Here is a 15,033-nt window from a genome sequence, read left to right on the forward strand (position 1 = left end):
CGGATCGGTGCCGCCTCATGGATAACATCGCCTCCCTGATGCACGGCTTCTCGGTCGCGCTCACCACCCACCATATCCTGCTGATGATGGCGGGCGTGCTGCTCGGCATCCTGGTCGGCGTGCTGCCCGGCCTCGGCGCGCCCAACGGCGTCTCGCTGATGCTGCCGCTGACCTTCTCGATGGACCCGGTCTCGGCGATCATCCTGTTGACCTCGCTCTATTGGGGAGCGCTGTTCGGCGGCTCGACCACCTCGATCCTGTTCAACATCCCGGGCGAGCCGTCATCGGTCGCGACGACATTCGACGGCCACCCCATGGCCAAGCAGGGCAGGGCGACCGAGGCGCTCTCCTTCGCCTTCCTCTCGGCCGGCTTCGGCGCGATGATGGGCGTGATCCTGATCACGCTGCTCTCCGGCTGGGTCGCGAAATTCGCGCTGCGCTTCTCCTCGCCGGAATTCTTCGCCGTCTATTTCATGACCTTCGCGAGCTTCATCGGGCTCGGCGGCGCCTCGCCCTTCAAGGCCATCGTCGCGATGGGCGTCGGTTTCGCGCTCGCCTCGATCGGCATGGATTCCGTCTCGGGCAGCGTCCGGCTGACCTATGAGTTCGACGTGCTGCTCGGCGGCGTCAGCTTCCTCATCGCCGTCATCGGCCTGTTCGGCATCGGCGAATTGATGCTGACCATGGAGGAGGGGCTGCGGTTCGACGGCGTCTCGGCCAAGGTCCGCATCACCGACGTGCTGAAGACGGCGGCGAAGCTGCCGCGCTACTGGCTGGCCCTGCTGCGCTCCAGCGCGATCGGCATCTGGATGGGCATCACGCCCGGCGGTCCGACGGCTGCGTCCTTCATGAGCTACGCCATGGCCAAGCGCTCCTCGCGCCATCCGGCCAAGTTCGGCAAGGGCGAGCCGGAGGGCGTGATCGCGCCCGAGACGGCCGACCACGCCGCCGGCTCCGCCGCGATGCTGCCGATGCTGGCGCTCGGCATTCCGGGCTCGGCCACGGCCGCCGTGATGATGGGCGGGCTGATGATCTGGGGCCTCAATCCCGGCCCGATGCTGTTCATCGAGCGCCCGGATTTCGTCTGGGGCCTGATCGCCTCGATGTATCTCGGCAATGTCGTCGCGGTCATCGTCGTGCTCGCGACCGTGCCGCTCTTCGCCTCGATCCTGCGCATCCCGTTCTCGATCGTGGGACCGCTGATCGTGATGATCTGCTTCATCGGCGCCTATACCGTCGCCACCAAGGAGTTCGACATCTGGCTGGCGCTGATCTTCGGCATCGTCGGCTATCTCTTCAAGAAGCTCGACTATCCGATCGCGCCGCTGATCCTCGCCATGGTCATCGGCGACAAGGCCGAGGACGCCTTCCGCCAGTCGATGATCTTCAGCCAGGGCTCGCTCTCGATCTTCTGGTCGAACGCGCTGGTCTCGACCCTGATGGCGATCGGCTTCGCACTGCTGCTGCTGCCGCTGGTCGGCGCGACCGCGCGCCGGCTGCGTGGCCGCGCGGCCGCGCACCCGGTCTGATCCCGGTCACACGTGAAGCCCTTCCCTTTCCACGCAAAGACAGAGCCTGGCCATGACCGAACCCTACAAGGGCATCCTGCCGATCGCGCCGACCATCTTCCACGACAATGGCGACCTCGACATCGAGGGCAACAAGCGCGCCATGGACCTGATGGTCGACCAGGGGGTCGACGGCATCTGCATCCTCGCAAATTTCTCCGAGCAGTTCCTGCTGACCGATGCCGAGCGCGACCAGGTCATGCGGCTCTCGCTCGAGCAGGTTGCCGGGCGCGTGCCGGTCATCGTCACGACCTCGCATTTCTCGACGCGGATCGCGGCGCAGCGCGCCAGGGCCGCGGCCGATGCCGGCGCCAAGATGCTGATGATGATGCCGCCCTATCACGGCGCGCTGCTCAAGGCCGACGAGCAGGGCATGATCGAGCATTTCAAGATCGTCGCCGATGCCTGCGGGATTCCGATCATCCTGCAGGACGCCCCGCTCTCCGGCGTCACCATGACCGTGCCCTTCATGGTCAGGTTGGCGAAGGAGGTGCCGCTCGTGCGCTATTTCAAGATCGAGGTACCCGGCACGGCGAACAAGCTGCGCGCCCTGATCGAGGCCGGCGGCGCGGCCGTGGCCGGCCCCTTCGACGGCGAGGAGGCGATCACCCTGATGGCCGATCTCGACGCCGGCGCCACCGGCACCATGACCAGCGCGATGATCCCGGACCTGATCAAGCCGATCCTCGCCGCCCATGCCGCGGGCGACCGCAAGCAGGCGGCGGCGCTCTATGCCCGCGTGCTGCCGATCATCAATTACGAGAACCGCCAATGCGGCCTGCGCTCGGCCAAGGCGGTGATGAAGGAGGGCGGCGTGATCAAGTCGGAGGCCGTGCGCCATCCGTTGACGCCGCTGCATCCGAAGACGCGCGAGGGCCTGATCGAGCTCGCGCGCGAACTCGATCCGCTGGCGCTGCGCTGGGGCAAATAGCCCAGGCGCCAATGCTGCCCGTCTCTAAGGCGGGCAGCGATCGTCAATAGGCTCCGATGCCGCCGGACGGCGGTGGCACGTTGCCTCGTCGATCTTTGGTGATGAACTCCGGTGTCACCAGAAGCATCCGGGACAGCCAGGAGGTCCAGGCCGATAGCAACTCTATGACGGCATGCATGGTCGCCTCCACGATTGCGGGAACGATCCTAGCAGAAAAACCCATTATTTGCCGGCGAATTCTTTCGTCTCATGCCTTCGTCCAGACCGCGAGCTCGTAGCCGTCCGGGTCGGTGAAGTGGAAGCGCCGTCCGCCGGGAAAGTCATAGGCCGGCTTGACGATCCGGCCGCCGGCCGCCTCGATCTTCGCCTGCGTCGCGGCGAGGTCGTCGGCATAGAGGATGACCAGCGGCCCGCCCGGCTTGGGCGTGCCCTGCGTGGTGAAGCCGCCGTCCAGCCTGCCATCGGCGAAGGCACAGTATTCCGGCCCGTAATCCGTCATCGTCCAGCCGAAGGCGGCCGCGTAGAAGTCCCGGGCCCGGCCGAGATCGGCCACGTTGAACTCGACATAGTCGATGCGCTGGTCGTTCGGCGAAGCGCTCACGATGTTCTCCTTCTGCTGTCGGACAGGCGATTGAAGCCGAGCCCATGGTCAGGCGCTGGCAGCAGGATGCGGCCCGGCTGTGTCCTTGTGCATCTTGTTGGCGGGCGCCCCGCTGCTGTAGCAGCTTGGCAAGCGCCGGGCCTCCTGCGCACCATGGCGCGACCGACAGCTTATCACGACAGGGACGAAACGCATGCCGACGACGACCGAAACCTCCTTGCGCGATGCCTTCGTCCGGGCCCGCCGCAGCCGCAGCCTCGTCGATATCGAGACCTTGCCGGTACCCGCCGATCTCGAATCGGCCATGACCGTGCAGGCCGATGTCAGCAGCGACATGGGCTATGCCCACCAGGGCTGGAAGGTCTCGATCTCGGACGGACGCGGGATCGTCGGCCTGATGCCCGGCCCCTTCCTGAAGCCGGGCGACACCTATCGCTCGGTGCCGGGCGCGGAACTCCGGGTCGAGATCGAGCTCGCGATCCGCCTCGGCCGCGACATGCCGCGCCGTCCCGGCAAGCCCTATAGCCGCGCCGAGCTGCTGGAGCATTGCCACAGCGCCTGCGTCGGCGTCGAGATCGTCGAGAGCCGCATCGCCGATTGGACGCAGGTGCCGTTTCCGCTCTGGCTCGCCGACGGCTTGGGCCATGGCGGCTATCTCATCGGCCAGGACGTGCCCTTCGAGGTTTTCGACGAGATCGGCGACCTGACCTGCACCGTCGAGCTCGACGGCGACGTGCTGCACGACAAGCCGGCAGTCCATGCCAATGGCGACCCGCTCGCCCCGGTCCTGGCCTGGGCCAACCGCAAGAGCGAAAGCGCGCTCGGCGGCCTCGTCGCCGGCCAGGTCATCACCACCGGCAGCCTTTGTGGCGGCGTGCTTGCGCCAACGCTCGGCCCCGTGATCGTAAGGCTCGATCCGTTGGCCGCGATTTCCTTCGCTCTTGCATGAATTCTTAATGCGCGAGCGCTGAGCTTCGTCTCGAATAGCTTTGCCTCTCCCATGTCGGGCGAGGCAATTCGGCCGATAAATGGCTGAATCAGAGACGCCCTGAACGAAGTGAAATGTGGTCAAGCTGCGGCCTGATCACAAAAACATCTCATTCCGCATGTCTTAGTTCTGTTGCGTTGGAGGGTTGATGCGGGCGTGGCGGCGTAAGGTGCGTGGGATTGCAGGCGGGAGCGGGTACGCTTTCGCCGCAATGCTTGCGGTCCAGCCGCTGCCGGCCGAGGCCTTCGATTTCTCGTCGCTGGACGTGTTCGGCCTGTTCGGCTCGAAGGAGAAGCCGCCGGACGTCAGCGCGACGACCTTGCCCTACAAGCTGGAGTTCGATCTCGGCGACGTCGACGACGCCAAGGCGCTGACGCGGACGCTCCAGGACGCCTCGCTGCTCTATCGTCTGAGGCAGGATGCGCCGCCGGACGGCGAGACGCTGGCCCGCCGCATGGCGGCCGATCTCAACCCGCTGGTCGATGCGCTCTGGTCGCAGGGCTATTTCAACGCGGATGTCACGATCGTCGTCGATGGCGTCGGCCTGCGGGAGGGTTCCGAGCCTGGCGCCGGACTGGTTCGCGCGCTCGAAGCCCATCGCAATCGCGATCCGGCTCCGATCACGGTCAAGGTCGCGCCCGGGCCGCTCTTCCAGCTGCGCAATATCGCCGTTCGCGAGCAGGGCAGGGGCAGCGGCGGCGCGATAGCCGATCCGCAAAAGGTCTCGCGCCTGAAGCAGGGCGATCCCGCGACCTCGGCCGCCTTGCGCTCCGCCCAGGCCGCGCTCGTCGACCATCTGCGCAACCAGTCGCGCCCGCTCGCCAAGATCGTCGAGCTCAGGCCCGTCGTCGACCATGCCGCCAAGATCATGGACGTGACCTATGTCGTCGAGCCCGGCCCGGTCGCCGGCTTCGGCGATGTCACGATCGGCGAGACGGTCGATGTGCCGCCGCATGTCGTCCGTTCCTTCATCTATCTGGAGCCGGGCGATCCCTATTCGCCGAAGGCGCTGGCCGATACGCGCAAGTCGATCACGACGATCCCGGCCATCGGCTCGGCCCGCATCCGCGAGGCGGACGCGCTCGACGCCCGCGGCAACCTGCCGATCTTCGTCGACGTGACCGAGCGGCCCAAGCGCCTGATCGGCTTCTCGGCCCGCTATTCGACGATCGACGGGCCGGCGGTGAAGACCTATTGGGAGCACCGCAACCTGTTCGGCGGCGCCGAGCGGCTTCGGCTCGAGGCCGACATCTTCTTCGCCCCGCGCATCGACGGCACCAAGATCCAGAGATTCGGCGATTTCGAGGAATCCGATATCGGCGCGCGCTTCTCGTTCAGCTTCATGAAGCCGGCGCTGAACGGTAGCCGCTACGACTGGCTGCTCGACGGGATGGGAACCCGCGAGCGCGTCGGCACCAATCGCTATGGCGGCTACACCGCCCGCTACGCCAATGTGACGACGGCGATCCGCCGGCGCTTCAGCGACACCTTCTCGGTCCAGGCCGGCATCGAGGTCGAGCGCGGCCAGACCAGCGACGTGCTCGGCCAGGTCGATTACACCCTCGTCGGCATCCCGCTCTCGGTGAAATACGATTCGACCGACAGCCTGCTCGATCCCACCCGCGGCATTCGCGCCACCGCCTCGGTGACGCCCTATCCGACCTTCCTCGGCTCGACCGTCGGCATCGTCCAGACCAAGGCGGCGGTCTCGGCCTATTACGCGCTCGACGAGGATGCGCGCTACGTGCTGGCCGGCCGGATCGGCTTCGGCTCGATCGTCGGCGCCGGGCTCGACGACATCCCGGCGACGCGGCGCTTCTATGCCGGCGGCGGCGGCTCGGTGCGCGGCTACGCCTATCGCACGCTCTCGCCGCTCGGTCCGCTCGGGCGGCTGACCGGTGGGCGCAGCCTGTTCGAGGGCTCGGTCGAGGCGCGCATCAAGATCACCGACACGATCGGCGTCGTGCCGTTCTTCGACGCCGGCACGGCCTTCGAATCGAGCTTCCCCGACTTCAAGGAAACGCTGCGCATGTCGGCCGGCCTCGGCCTGCGCTATTATACGGCGATCGGACCGATCCGGCTCGATGTCGCCGCCCCGCTCAATGGGCGCAAGGGCGACAAGCCGGTCGCGGTCTATGTCAGCATCGGGCAGGCCTTCTAATGGAGGGAGCCTTCTGATGATGAGAGCTTTCTGATGAAGAACCGGCTCACCCTTCAGCGCCTGGCGCTCCTGGCCTTGTTGCTCGTGGCCGGGCTCGTCGTCTCGGCCCGTTTCGGCGGCTTCGCCCAGAATGCCCAGAACGACCGCGGCGTGCTGGCGGACCTGATCTCGCGGGCGCTGTCGACGCCGAACAGCCAGGTCTCGATCGGCGCGGTCGAAGGCGCGCTCTCCTCCGACGCGACCATCCGCGACGTCGTGCTGTCGGATCGCGACGGCGCCTGGCTCAGGGTGGACAGAGTCCGGCTGATCTGGACGCGGACCGCCTTGCTGCTCGGCCGGCTGGAGGTCGACAGGCTCGAGATCGGCAAGCTCGAGGTCTTGCGCAAGCCGATTCCGGATCCGGCCGCCGCGGCTACGGTCAGCGACCAGCCGATCCTGCCCGAGCTGCCGGTCAAGGTGAATATCGCGGCCTTCCAGCTCGGCGAGCTTGCGCTCGGCGAGCCGCTGCTCGGCGTCCCCGCTCGGCTCGGCGCGACCGGCGCGGCGTCGCTGGGGGCGCCATCGGAAGGGCTTTCGCTGCGCCTGGAGGCGCGCCGGCTCGATGCGCCCGGCGAATTCACCGTCCGACTCGGCTTCGTGCCGCAGACCACGCGGCTGCAGGTCGCCGCCAAGGTCGACGAGCCGCAGGGCGGCCTGATCGCGCGCCTTGCCGGGCTGCCCGACCAGCCGCCCGTCAAGCTCGATCTCAACGGCGACGGTCCGCTCGATTCGTTCCGCTCGAACCTGACCTTCACCGCCGGCGAGACCATCGGCGCGCAGGGCTCCGCCAATCTATCCCGGACCGGGAATGGCCGGAACCTCGCCTTGGCGCTCGACGCGCGCATCGAGGGCTTGATGCCGCCTCCGGTCGCCCCGGTCTTCGCCGGTTCGACCAGGCTCGACGGCACGGTCGGATTCGTCGACGACGGCGCCGTCGATGTCCGCAACCTGGCGCTGGTCTCGGCGCTGGCGCGGCTCGACATCCGCGGCCGCTACGGCGCCGACAAGACCCTCGATTTCCGCGTCACGGCCGGGGCTGTTCCGAACGCCAATGGCCGGACCGTTGCCGCCGATGCCGAGATCGGCAAGCTCGCCTTCGACGCGACGATCTCGGGCCCGGCCATGGGGCCGCGCGTCGTCGCCTCGCTCGACGCCGCCGATGCCCGCGTGCCGGCGGGCGAGCTCGGCAAGCTGACCATGCGCTTCACGGCGACGCCGAACGGCACCATCGGCAACGCCGATACCCGCATCGCGCTCGTCGCCGACGGCGAGGCGACGGGGGTGGAGCTCGCCGATCCGAAATTCGCCCGCATCGTTGGCGATCGCATCGTCTTCACCCTCCGGGGCACCGGCGAAGGGCAGGGCAGCGCCGAGTTCGAGACCTTGCGGCTCGCCATGTCCGGCGTCGAGGTCGACTACAAGGGCCGCCTCGGCAATGACCGCGTCCTCGGCCAGGCCCGCGCGGTCTTGCCCGACTTGTCGCGACTGAGCGCTCTCGCCGGCCGCACGCTTTCGGGTCGAAGCGAGTTGACCGCCGATGTCGACGGCGTCCCGCGCCGGAACCTCTATTCGGCCGTGCTCGACGGCCGGGCCGAACGGCTCGGCACCGGTGAGGCCGCGCTCGACCGGCTGCTGGCCGGAACCGTGACGCTCGCCGGGCGCGTCGGCACTGTGGCGGGTGGCGGCGTCACCGTTGGCGGCCTGAAGCTCGCGGGCCAGCATGTCGCCTTCACCGCGGATGGCGGAATCGGTCCGCAAAGCTCGAACCTCCGCGCCGCCGTGGCGCTGCCCGATCTCAAGCGCGCCGATCCGCGCCTCTCCGGCAAGGGCGACGTCGCCTTGCAGCTTTCAGGCCCGCAGAACCGTCTCGACGCGACGCTCAATGCCGCGATCGCGAATGCGACCGCGCTCGGCCGCCCGATCCCGCGCCTCGCCATCGATGCGACGATCCGTGACCTCCAGGGCGCGCTCGACACCCGCGCGACGCTGGCAGGCGAGATCGAGGGCAAGCCTGCAACGGGCTCGCTCCAGCTCGCGCGGCTGCCCGATGACGGCTGGAACCTGTCCGCGCTCGACATCGCCATCGGCTCGGTCAAGCTCAACGGCAATCTCACGCTCGATCCCGCGCAGCGCGCCGCCGGCCATCTGACGCTGGCCGCGCGCAATCTCGACGACCTCTCGGCGCTGGCCTTGACCAAGCTCGGCGGCCAGCTCGATGCCGACCTCAAGCTGGCCTTGGTCGAGGGCCGGCAGAATCTCGATCTCGAGGCGAAGGGCTCGCGCATCAATGCCGCCGGCGTGTCGCTCGAGAAGCTCGACGCGACGGTGGGCGCTGCCGATCTCTATGGGCGCCCGGCGATCGACGCGCTGGTCGCGGTCGACAGGGCAGTGATCGCGGGCGAGCCAATCAGCGCGATCCGGTTCGAATCGAAGGGCGGCACGGACGCGAGCGCCTTCACGCTCAAGGCCAATGCGCGCGGCTTCAATCTCAACGGCGCGGGCTCGCTGGTGCCGGGCGATCCGCTGCGGCTCGACATCGCCTCCTTCGAGGCGCGCCGCGACGGCAGGCGCATCGCGCTCGCCAATCCGGCCTCGCTGAGTTTCCCGGCCGGCGGCGTCGAGATCGGCAATCTGGCGCTCGCCATCGACGGCGGCCGCCTGAGCGTCGACGGGCGGGCCGGCGAGACGCTCGATCTGCGCGTGATCGCGCGCGATGTGCCGCTTTCGGCCGCACGGCTCGCCGCGCCGAAGCTCGACATCTCGGGCACGCTCAACGCCGAGGCGCAGATATCGGGCAAGCCCGACGCGCTGACCGGGCCCTGGCAGCTTCGCATCGCCCGGCTGGTGACGCCGGAAACGCGCAGTGCCGGCCTGCCGCCGGTGGAGATCAGCGGCAATGGCCGCCTCTCTGGTCGCCAGACCAGTGTCGATGCATCGATCGCTGCCGGGCGTGGCGCCAATCTGACGATTCGGGGCACCGCGCCGCTCAGCGCCACCGGCGCGCTCGATCTCGCCGCACAGGGGCGGGTCGATGCGGCGCTCGCCAACGCCATGATCGCGGCCCAGGGCCAGCGCGTGACCGGTTCGCTCGCGCTCGACCTGCGCGCCGGCGGCACCGCCGCTGCACCGCGCCTGAGCGGGGCGGCGAACTTCACCAATGGCAGCTTCACCGACGCGCTCCAGGGCGTGCGATTGACCGGCATCGAGGCGCGCATCGCCGCCAATGGCGAGAACCTGACGATCGAGCGCGCCGTGGCGCGTGCGCCCAATGGCGGCACGCTCTCGGCCTCGGGGCAGGTGCGCGTCGATCCGGCGGCGGGTTTCCCGGGCAGCATCAGGCTCCAGGGCAATCGGGCGCAGCTCGTCTCGAGCGGCATCGTGACCGCGGTCTCCAATCTCGATCTCGAGCTCTCCGGGCCGCTGGCGCAGCACCCGCGCATCGGCGGACGCGTCGATGTCGTCTCGCTCGACGTCACGGTTCCCGACCGGCTCCCGGCGACGCTGCGGCCCGTCGACGGCATCCGCCATGTCAACGCCAAGGGCACGGCGGCGGCGCGCCTCGCCGCGCAGCGCAAGGCCCAAAAGCCGGCCGGAAAACGCGGTGGCCGCCCGGCCCCGGCCTTCGACGCTGTCCTCGCCATCACCGTCTCGGCACCGAATCGCGTCTTCATCCGCGGCCGTGGCATCGACGCCGAGCTCGGCGGCGAGCTGCGCGTCGGCGGCACGCTGGCCTCGCCCGTGCTCGACGGCGGCTTCGACATGCGCCGTGGCCGCCTCTCGGTGCTCAGCCAGCGGCTGGATTTCAGCCGCGGCCGCCTGACCTTCGCCGGCGGCGTGATTCCCGAGCTCGATTTCGTCGCCGAGACCCGCGCCTCGGACGTCACAGCACGCATCCTGGTGACCGGCCCGGCCGACCAGCCGGCCTTCGCCTTCACCTCCCAGCCCGAGCTGCCGCAGGACGAGGTGCTGTCGCGCCTGCTCTTCGCCCGCGCCTCCGGCTCGCTCTCGCCCTTCCAGGCGCTGCAGCTGGCGCAGACGGCGGCGCAGTTCGCTGGCGGCGGTGGCGACGATTCGTTCGAGCGGCTGCGCAAATCGCTCGGCGTCGACAATCTCGACATCCAGGTCGGCGCCGGCGGGCCGACGGTCGGCGTCTCGCGCTATATCGGCGACAATGTCTCGGTCGGCGTGAAGGCCGGCGCCAAGCCCGAGGATAGCGGCGTCTCGGTCGGCATCGACGTCACCAAGCGGCTGAAGATCCAGGCCGAGACCGGGGCCGATGGCAGCGCCGCCGTCGGTGTCGGGGCGGAGTGGGAATACTGAGGCGTGCTGCCCTGATGGAACAGAACCTCCATCATCCCGGACAAGCCGCGTAGCGGCGCAGATCCGGGATCCATCGTAAGGCTCGGCGTTCTACGATGGATCCCGGCGCTACGCGGAGTTTATCCTTGGGCCGGCCAAAGGCCGGACCCTAGGGCTCCGGCCGGGATGACGTACGTTTCGATCTGAAGACAAGGTCTCGACCGCCATGTGCAGGCCGACGATTCGATCCACCTGTGATTCCGTGGCTTCGGAGGCCTTTGCGGGGCCGATCCGGCCGGTGCGGTTAACGGCTGGTAAATTTCGCCCCTCAAAGCGTGGCGCGCCTGCAACACCGGGTTCCAAAGCACCCCCCCGGACCTCGCGGCGGCGTGATCGCGGTTGATCGGCAATCCGGCATTCGTATGGTGGTGATGCGTCGGGACGTTCCCGGTCGCTGTTTTTCGTCTTCGCCTCTGAATGGTTCAGGGACGCGGGCGAAAGACCGGGATAGGCGGGTTCGCCGGTTTGGTCTCCTGGGGCCGGTCGTCAAGAACACGCTGAAGCCCGAGGGTCTCGAAACTCTTTTGGAGGTTACCAATGAAGCTCGTTAAGAGCCTCCTCCTCGGTTCCGCCGCCGGCATCGCCGCGGTCGCCGGGGCTCAGGCCGCCGATCTTCCCTCGCGGAAGGCCGCTCCGGTCGAATACGTTCGCGTCTGCTCCGCCTATGGCGCAGGCTTCTTCTACATCCCGGGCACCGATACCTGCCTTCGCGTCGGTGGTCGTGTCCGCGCTGAGTATATCGTTCAGCAGCGGTTCAATGGTCCGGGTCTGGATACCCAGGACCAGTACGGCATGCGCGCTCGTGGTCGTCTGAACATCGACGCCCGCACCGCCACCAGCTACGGCACGCTGCGCACCTTCATTCGTTACGAGATGACCGTCTCGAACGGCTCGTATGGCCAGGGTGTCAACTCGACCGGCCCGCAGTTCACCGACGTTCGCGGCGGTCAGGGCGTGCTCGATCCGAACGGCCGGCGCATCGGCGTTGCCAACTCGCAGCTCGACAAGGCCTTCATCCAGTTCGGACCGATCACCGCCGGTCGCGCGCAGTCGTTCTTCGACTTCTACGCTGACGCGCTGAACTACGGCCCGATCCGCGGCTCGGACCTCTCCGCCAACCTGTTGGCCTATACCGCGACCTTCGGTTCGGGCTTCTCGGCGACCCTGTCGCTGGAAGATCGTGCGGAGCGTGAGGTTCTCGGCCCCTACACTGCTGGCGGTTCGGACTATCCGGATGTCATCGGTGCGTTGAACGTGACGCAGGGCTGGGGTTCGGCTCAGCTGTCGGGCGCCGTGTTCCAGCGTAACGCGCGTGGCGGTGAATTTGTTGGTGGCTTCCCGATCACCGGCGACAAGACCGGCTTCGCGATCCAGGCTGGTGTCAAGATCAACCTGCCCATGCTCGCCGCTGGCGACGAGCTGTGGTTGCAGGCTGCTTACACCGAGGGCGGCATCTCCTATCTCGGCTACGGCGGCAACAGCCAGCAGTCGACCTGGGGCTCGAGCAGCAGCATCGGCCGTCTCCTGTTCGGCAACGCCGATTCGACTGTCGACGCCTTCGGCCGTATCAAGCTGACCAAGGGCTACGCGATCACCGCCGGCCTGCTGCACTACTGGACCCCGACCATCCGTCAGGCCGTCTATGGTTCGTACTCGAAGCTCGACTATTCCAACAACATCGGCTTCGCCTCGAATCAGGATCCCGAGGAAATCCGCATCGGTTCGAACCTGATCTGGTCGCCGGTTGCTGGTCTCGATATCGGCGTGGAAGTTCTCTACGCTCGCACCGAGATCAAGAACCGCATCCAGGCTGCTGGCCGCCCGCTTGGCCAGCTGATCAAGTCGGACGACGCTTTCCAGGGTCGTCTGCGCATCCAGCGCGACTTCTGATCGGTTCTCCGATCCTAGTCGGAAGCCCCGGGGAAACCCGGGGCTTTTTTCGTTTGGGTTTCGCGGGTTAGCTCGGGCGTCATGCTTGACATGATGATGTCATCCGGACTGACTTGGCCGTTGGGAGCGACGTCCGGCGGACAGATGAGCCGGGTTTTCAGGGGTAGGCGATGGCGCAGCCGGCAAATTGGTTATGGGGCCTGGTGCCGCTCGCCCTGCTCTGGAGCGCCGGCAATCTCTCCCTTGGCGACGCCGTCCAGCAGGATGTCGCTCGCCGTGCCATGGCGGTGGCGGCGCAGGCGGCCGGCGAGGCGCCCGGTGCGAGGCCGATCATGGCGCGCGTGTCGGGGCGCGACGTCTCGATCAATGGCGAGGCCGCTTCGGCGGACGGCGCTGCGAAAGCGATGGTGCAGCTGCGTGGCGAGTTCGGCGTGCGCCGCGCCCTGGGTGGGTTGTCGCAAGTGGTGGCGCAGAAGCCCTATAGCTGGGCTGCCTCGCGCGAGGACGATGCCGTCACGCTGAGCGGATTCGTCCCCGACGAGACGACCGCGATGGCGAATGTCGCGGCCGCGGGCGCCGCGCTCCCCGGTTTGCGCATCGACGACCGCCAGATGCTCGCCTTCGGAGCCCCCGCGGGCTTCTCCGCCATGACAAAGAGCATCGTCGCCGAACTGGCGGGGCTTTCGGCCGGAAAGGTCGCTCTCGACGACACGCGCTTCTGTATCGAGGGCAAGGCGAAGACGCCGGACGATTTCCTCGCTTTGCAGGCCCGTGGCGCGAGCCTGGCACAAGGGGCCTTCAGCGCGGTCGACTGTTCCCTCGACCCGCCGACCATCGCGCCCTATCGCTGGGCCGCCGAAAAGAGTGCCGAGGGCGCGGTCAGCGTCACCGGCTTCTACCCATCCGACGAGGCCAAGCAGCAGGCTGCCGCAGCCTTGCGCCGCAGCTTCCCCGAGCCGGCCCGGATCGAGGACCAGACCAAGCCGGCGCTTGGCGAGCCGAGCGCATTCCCGGCCAAGGTCGCGCGCGCGATCGCCGACCTTGCTAGGCTGCGCAGCGGCAAGGCCGAGATCGAGGCGGGCGACTACCGGCTCAGCGGCGCCGGGCCAACGGATTTCGAGGCCTGCGAAGCCCTCCGCCTCCAGATCGCCCAGGCGGACGGGCCGGATTCGGTCGCCCAAGCGACGATCTCCTGTCCGCCGGCGCCGCCCCCGATGCCGGCGTCGCCGGAAATCCCGACACTGGTTCCGCCGCCGGCGACGCCGGGCCAGGCGCCACGGCCGAACGCGCCGGCGGAGACCAATGCAAATGGAACGAGGGGAGGCGCTGCGACACCGTCTTCCTCGTCCCAGGCTGCCGCAGTTCCGTTGCGCTGGCGGGCCGAGAAAAGCGAACAGGGCGTCGTGCTCGGTGGCCTCGTGCGCGACGAGGCGGCACGGAGCGCGGTCCTGCAAGTGGCGCGTGGAGCCGCGGGCGCCGCTGCTGTCGAGGACAGGATGACGGCGGAGCCGAATCTGCGCGATACGCCGGATTTCGCCGCGGCAACCGGTTTTCTGCTGGATCTGCTCGGCAAGATGAGCAGCGGAACGGTCTCGATCGAGGGCGCGCGTGCCGCGATCGCCGGCGCCGTCGCCGACGAGGCCGGCTGGCGTGCGCTCGATGCGGCGCTGAAGCGGCAGCCCCTGCCGGGCGGGCTCACGCTCGGGCCAGGTCAGGCCGTGGCCGCGGTCAGCCTGCGTCCCTACGATTTGACGATCGCCGTCGACCGCTCGGGTATCGGCCTGTCCGGATATTTGCCCGATGCGCAGGCGCGCACGGCCATTCTGACGATGCTGGAAGGCTCGCCCTTGCAGGGCAAGGTCACCGACGAGACGCGCCTTGTGCCCGGTGCTCCGACAGGGTTCGCGGCTGCGGCAAAGACCGCGGTCAGCGACCTTCTCAGGCTCGATCTGGGCAGCGCGCGCCTGCTCGACACGCGGGTCGAGATTCAGGGCCTGACCTGCCGCGAACTGATCAAGACCGAGGTCGAGACGAGCGCGGCGACCGGCTTGCCGTCGGGCTTCACGGGGCAGGCGGAAATCGGGCTGCGCCAGACCGGCTGCGTCATCGATCCCCCCAATACCTGCCAGAACGAGCTCGACAGCCTGACCGGGCGCCATTCGGTCCTGTTCAGCCAGGGCACGGCCGTGGTCAATCTCGACGCCACCACCGAGGAGGCGATCACGGATGCCGCGACGATCCTGAAGCAATGCCCGCAGGCGCGCGTCACGATCGAGGGGCATGCCAATTTCGACGGCGAACGCTACGGGTTCGACAATCTCGATCTCTCGAACAGGCGCGCCCGGCGGGTGCGCGACGAGCTGGTCAGTCGCGGCATCGAGGCCGGCCGGCTCGAGGCGAAGGGTTTTGGCGTCGAGCGACCGCTCGTCCCCCACAGCGAGCCGGAGGCGAAGGTCAAGAACCGCCGCGTCCAGTTCACCGTCGCGAAATAGGGGG

The 15,033-nt window shown here is 68.2% G+C and carries 8 protein-coding genes; 7 read left to right on the forward strand and 1 reads right to left on the reverse strand.

The window, feature by feature from the left end:
- Nucleotides 1-17 precede the first annotated feature (17 nt).
- Both ACTIF2_RS19480 and ACTIF2_RS19485 read left to right on the forward strand, forming a co-directional pair.
- A complete protein-coding gene (locus ACTIF2_RS19480) occupies nt 18-1,529 on the forward strand; it encodes a tripartite tricarboxylate transporter permease (RefSeq protein WP_439498768.1) in 1,512 nt (503 codons plus the stop codon).
- 52 nt (nt 1,530-1,581) lie between these two features.
- On the forward strand, nt 1,582-2,499 hold the full coding sequence (locus tag ACTIF2_RS19485) for a dihydrodipicolinate synthase family protein (protein WP_439498769.1): 918 nt from the start codon (nt 1,582-1,584) through the stop codon (nt 2,497-2,499).
- A 247-nt stretch (nt 2,500-2,746) separates the two neighbouring features.
- Here ACTIF2_RS19485 and ACTIF2_RS19490 read toward each other — a convergent pair whose 3' ends face one another.
- Nucleotides 2,747-3,100, reverse strand: coding sequence for a VOC family protein (locus ACTIF2_RS19490; protein WP_439498770.1), 354 nt, complete (start codon nt 3,098-3,100; stop codon nt 2,747-2,749).
- A gap of 193 nt (nt 3,101-3,293) precedes the next feature.
- Here ACTIF2_RS19490 and ACTIF2_RS19495 point away from each other — a divergent pair, with 193 nt between their 5' ends.
- The 5 genes from ACTIF2_RS19495 (at nt 3,294) to ACTIF2_RS19515 (ending at nt 15,029) form a co-directional block, all read left to right on the forward strand.
- Entirely contained in the window at nt 3,294-4,049 is a 756-nt protein-coding gene (locus ACTIF2_RS19495) for a fumarylacetoacetate hydrolase family protein (protein ID WP_439498771.1), read from the forward strand.
- Between the two features lie 250 nt (nt 4,050-4,299).
- On the forward strand, nt 4,300-6,249 hold the full coding sequence (locus tag ACTIF2_RS19500; protein WP_439498772.1) for an autotransporter assembly complex protein TamA: 1,950 nt from the start codon (nt 4,300-4,302) through the stop codon (nt 6,247-6,249).
- A gap of 33 nt (nt 6,250-6,282) precedes the next feature.
- Nucleotides 6,283-10,608 carry a translocation/assembly module TamB domain-containing protein gene (locus ACTIF2_RS19505; protein ID WP_439498773.1) on the forward strand — a complete coding sequence of 1,442 codons (4,326 nt, stop codon included), beginning with the start codon at nt 6,283-6,285 and terminating at the stop codon, nt 10,606-10,608.
- Between the two features lie 576 nt (nt 10,609-11,184).
- Nucleotides 11,185-12,537: a porin gene (locus ACTIF2_RS19510; protein ID WP_439498774.1), complete on the forward strand. Its 1,353-nt coding sequence runs from the start codon at nt 11,185-11,187 to the stop codon at nt 12,535-12,537.
- 170 nt (nt 12,538-12,707) lie between these two features.
- Nucleotides 12,708-15,029, forward strand: a complete 2,322-nt coding sequence (locus tag ACTIF2_RS19515; protein WP_439498775.1) for an OmpA family protein — start codon at nt 12,708-12,710, stop codon at nt 15,027-15,029.
- Nucleotides 15,030-15,033: the final 4 nt, after the last annotated feature.

Source organism: Allobosea sp., assembly GCF_051860145.1.
In the GTDB taxonomy this organism is placed as follows: domain Bacteria; phylum Pseudomonadota; class Alphaproteobacteria; order Rhizobiales; family Beijerinckiaceae; genus Allobosea.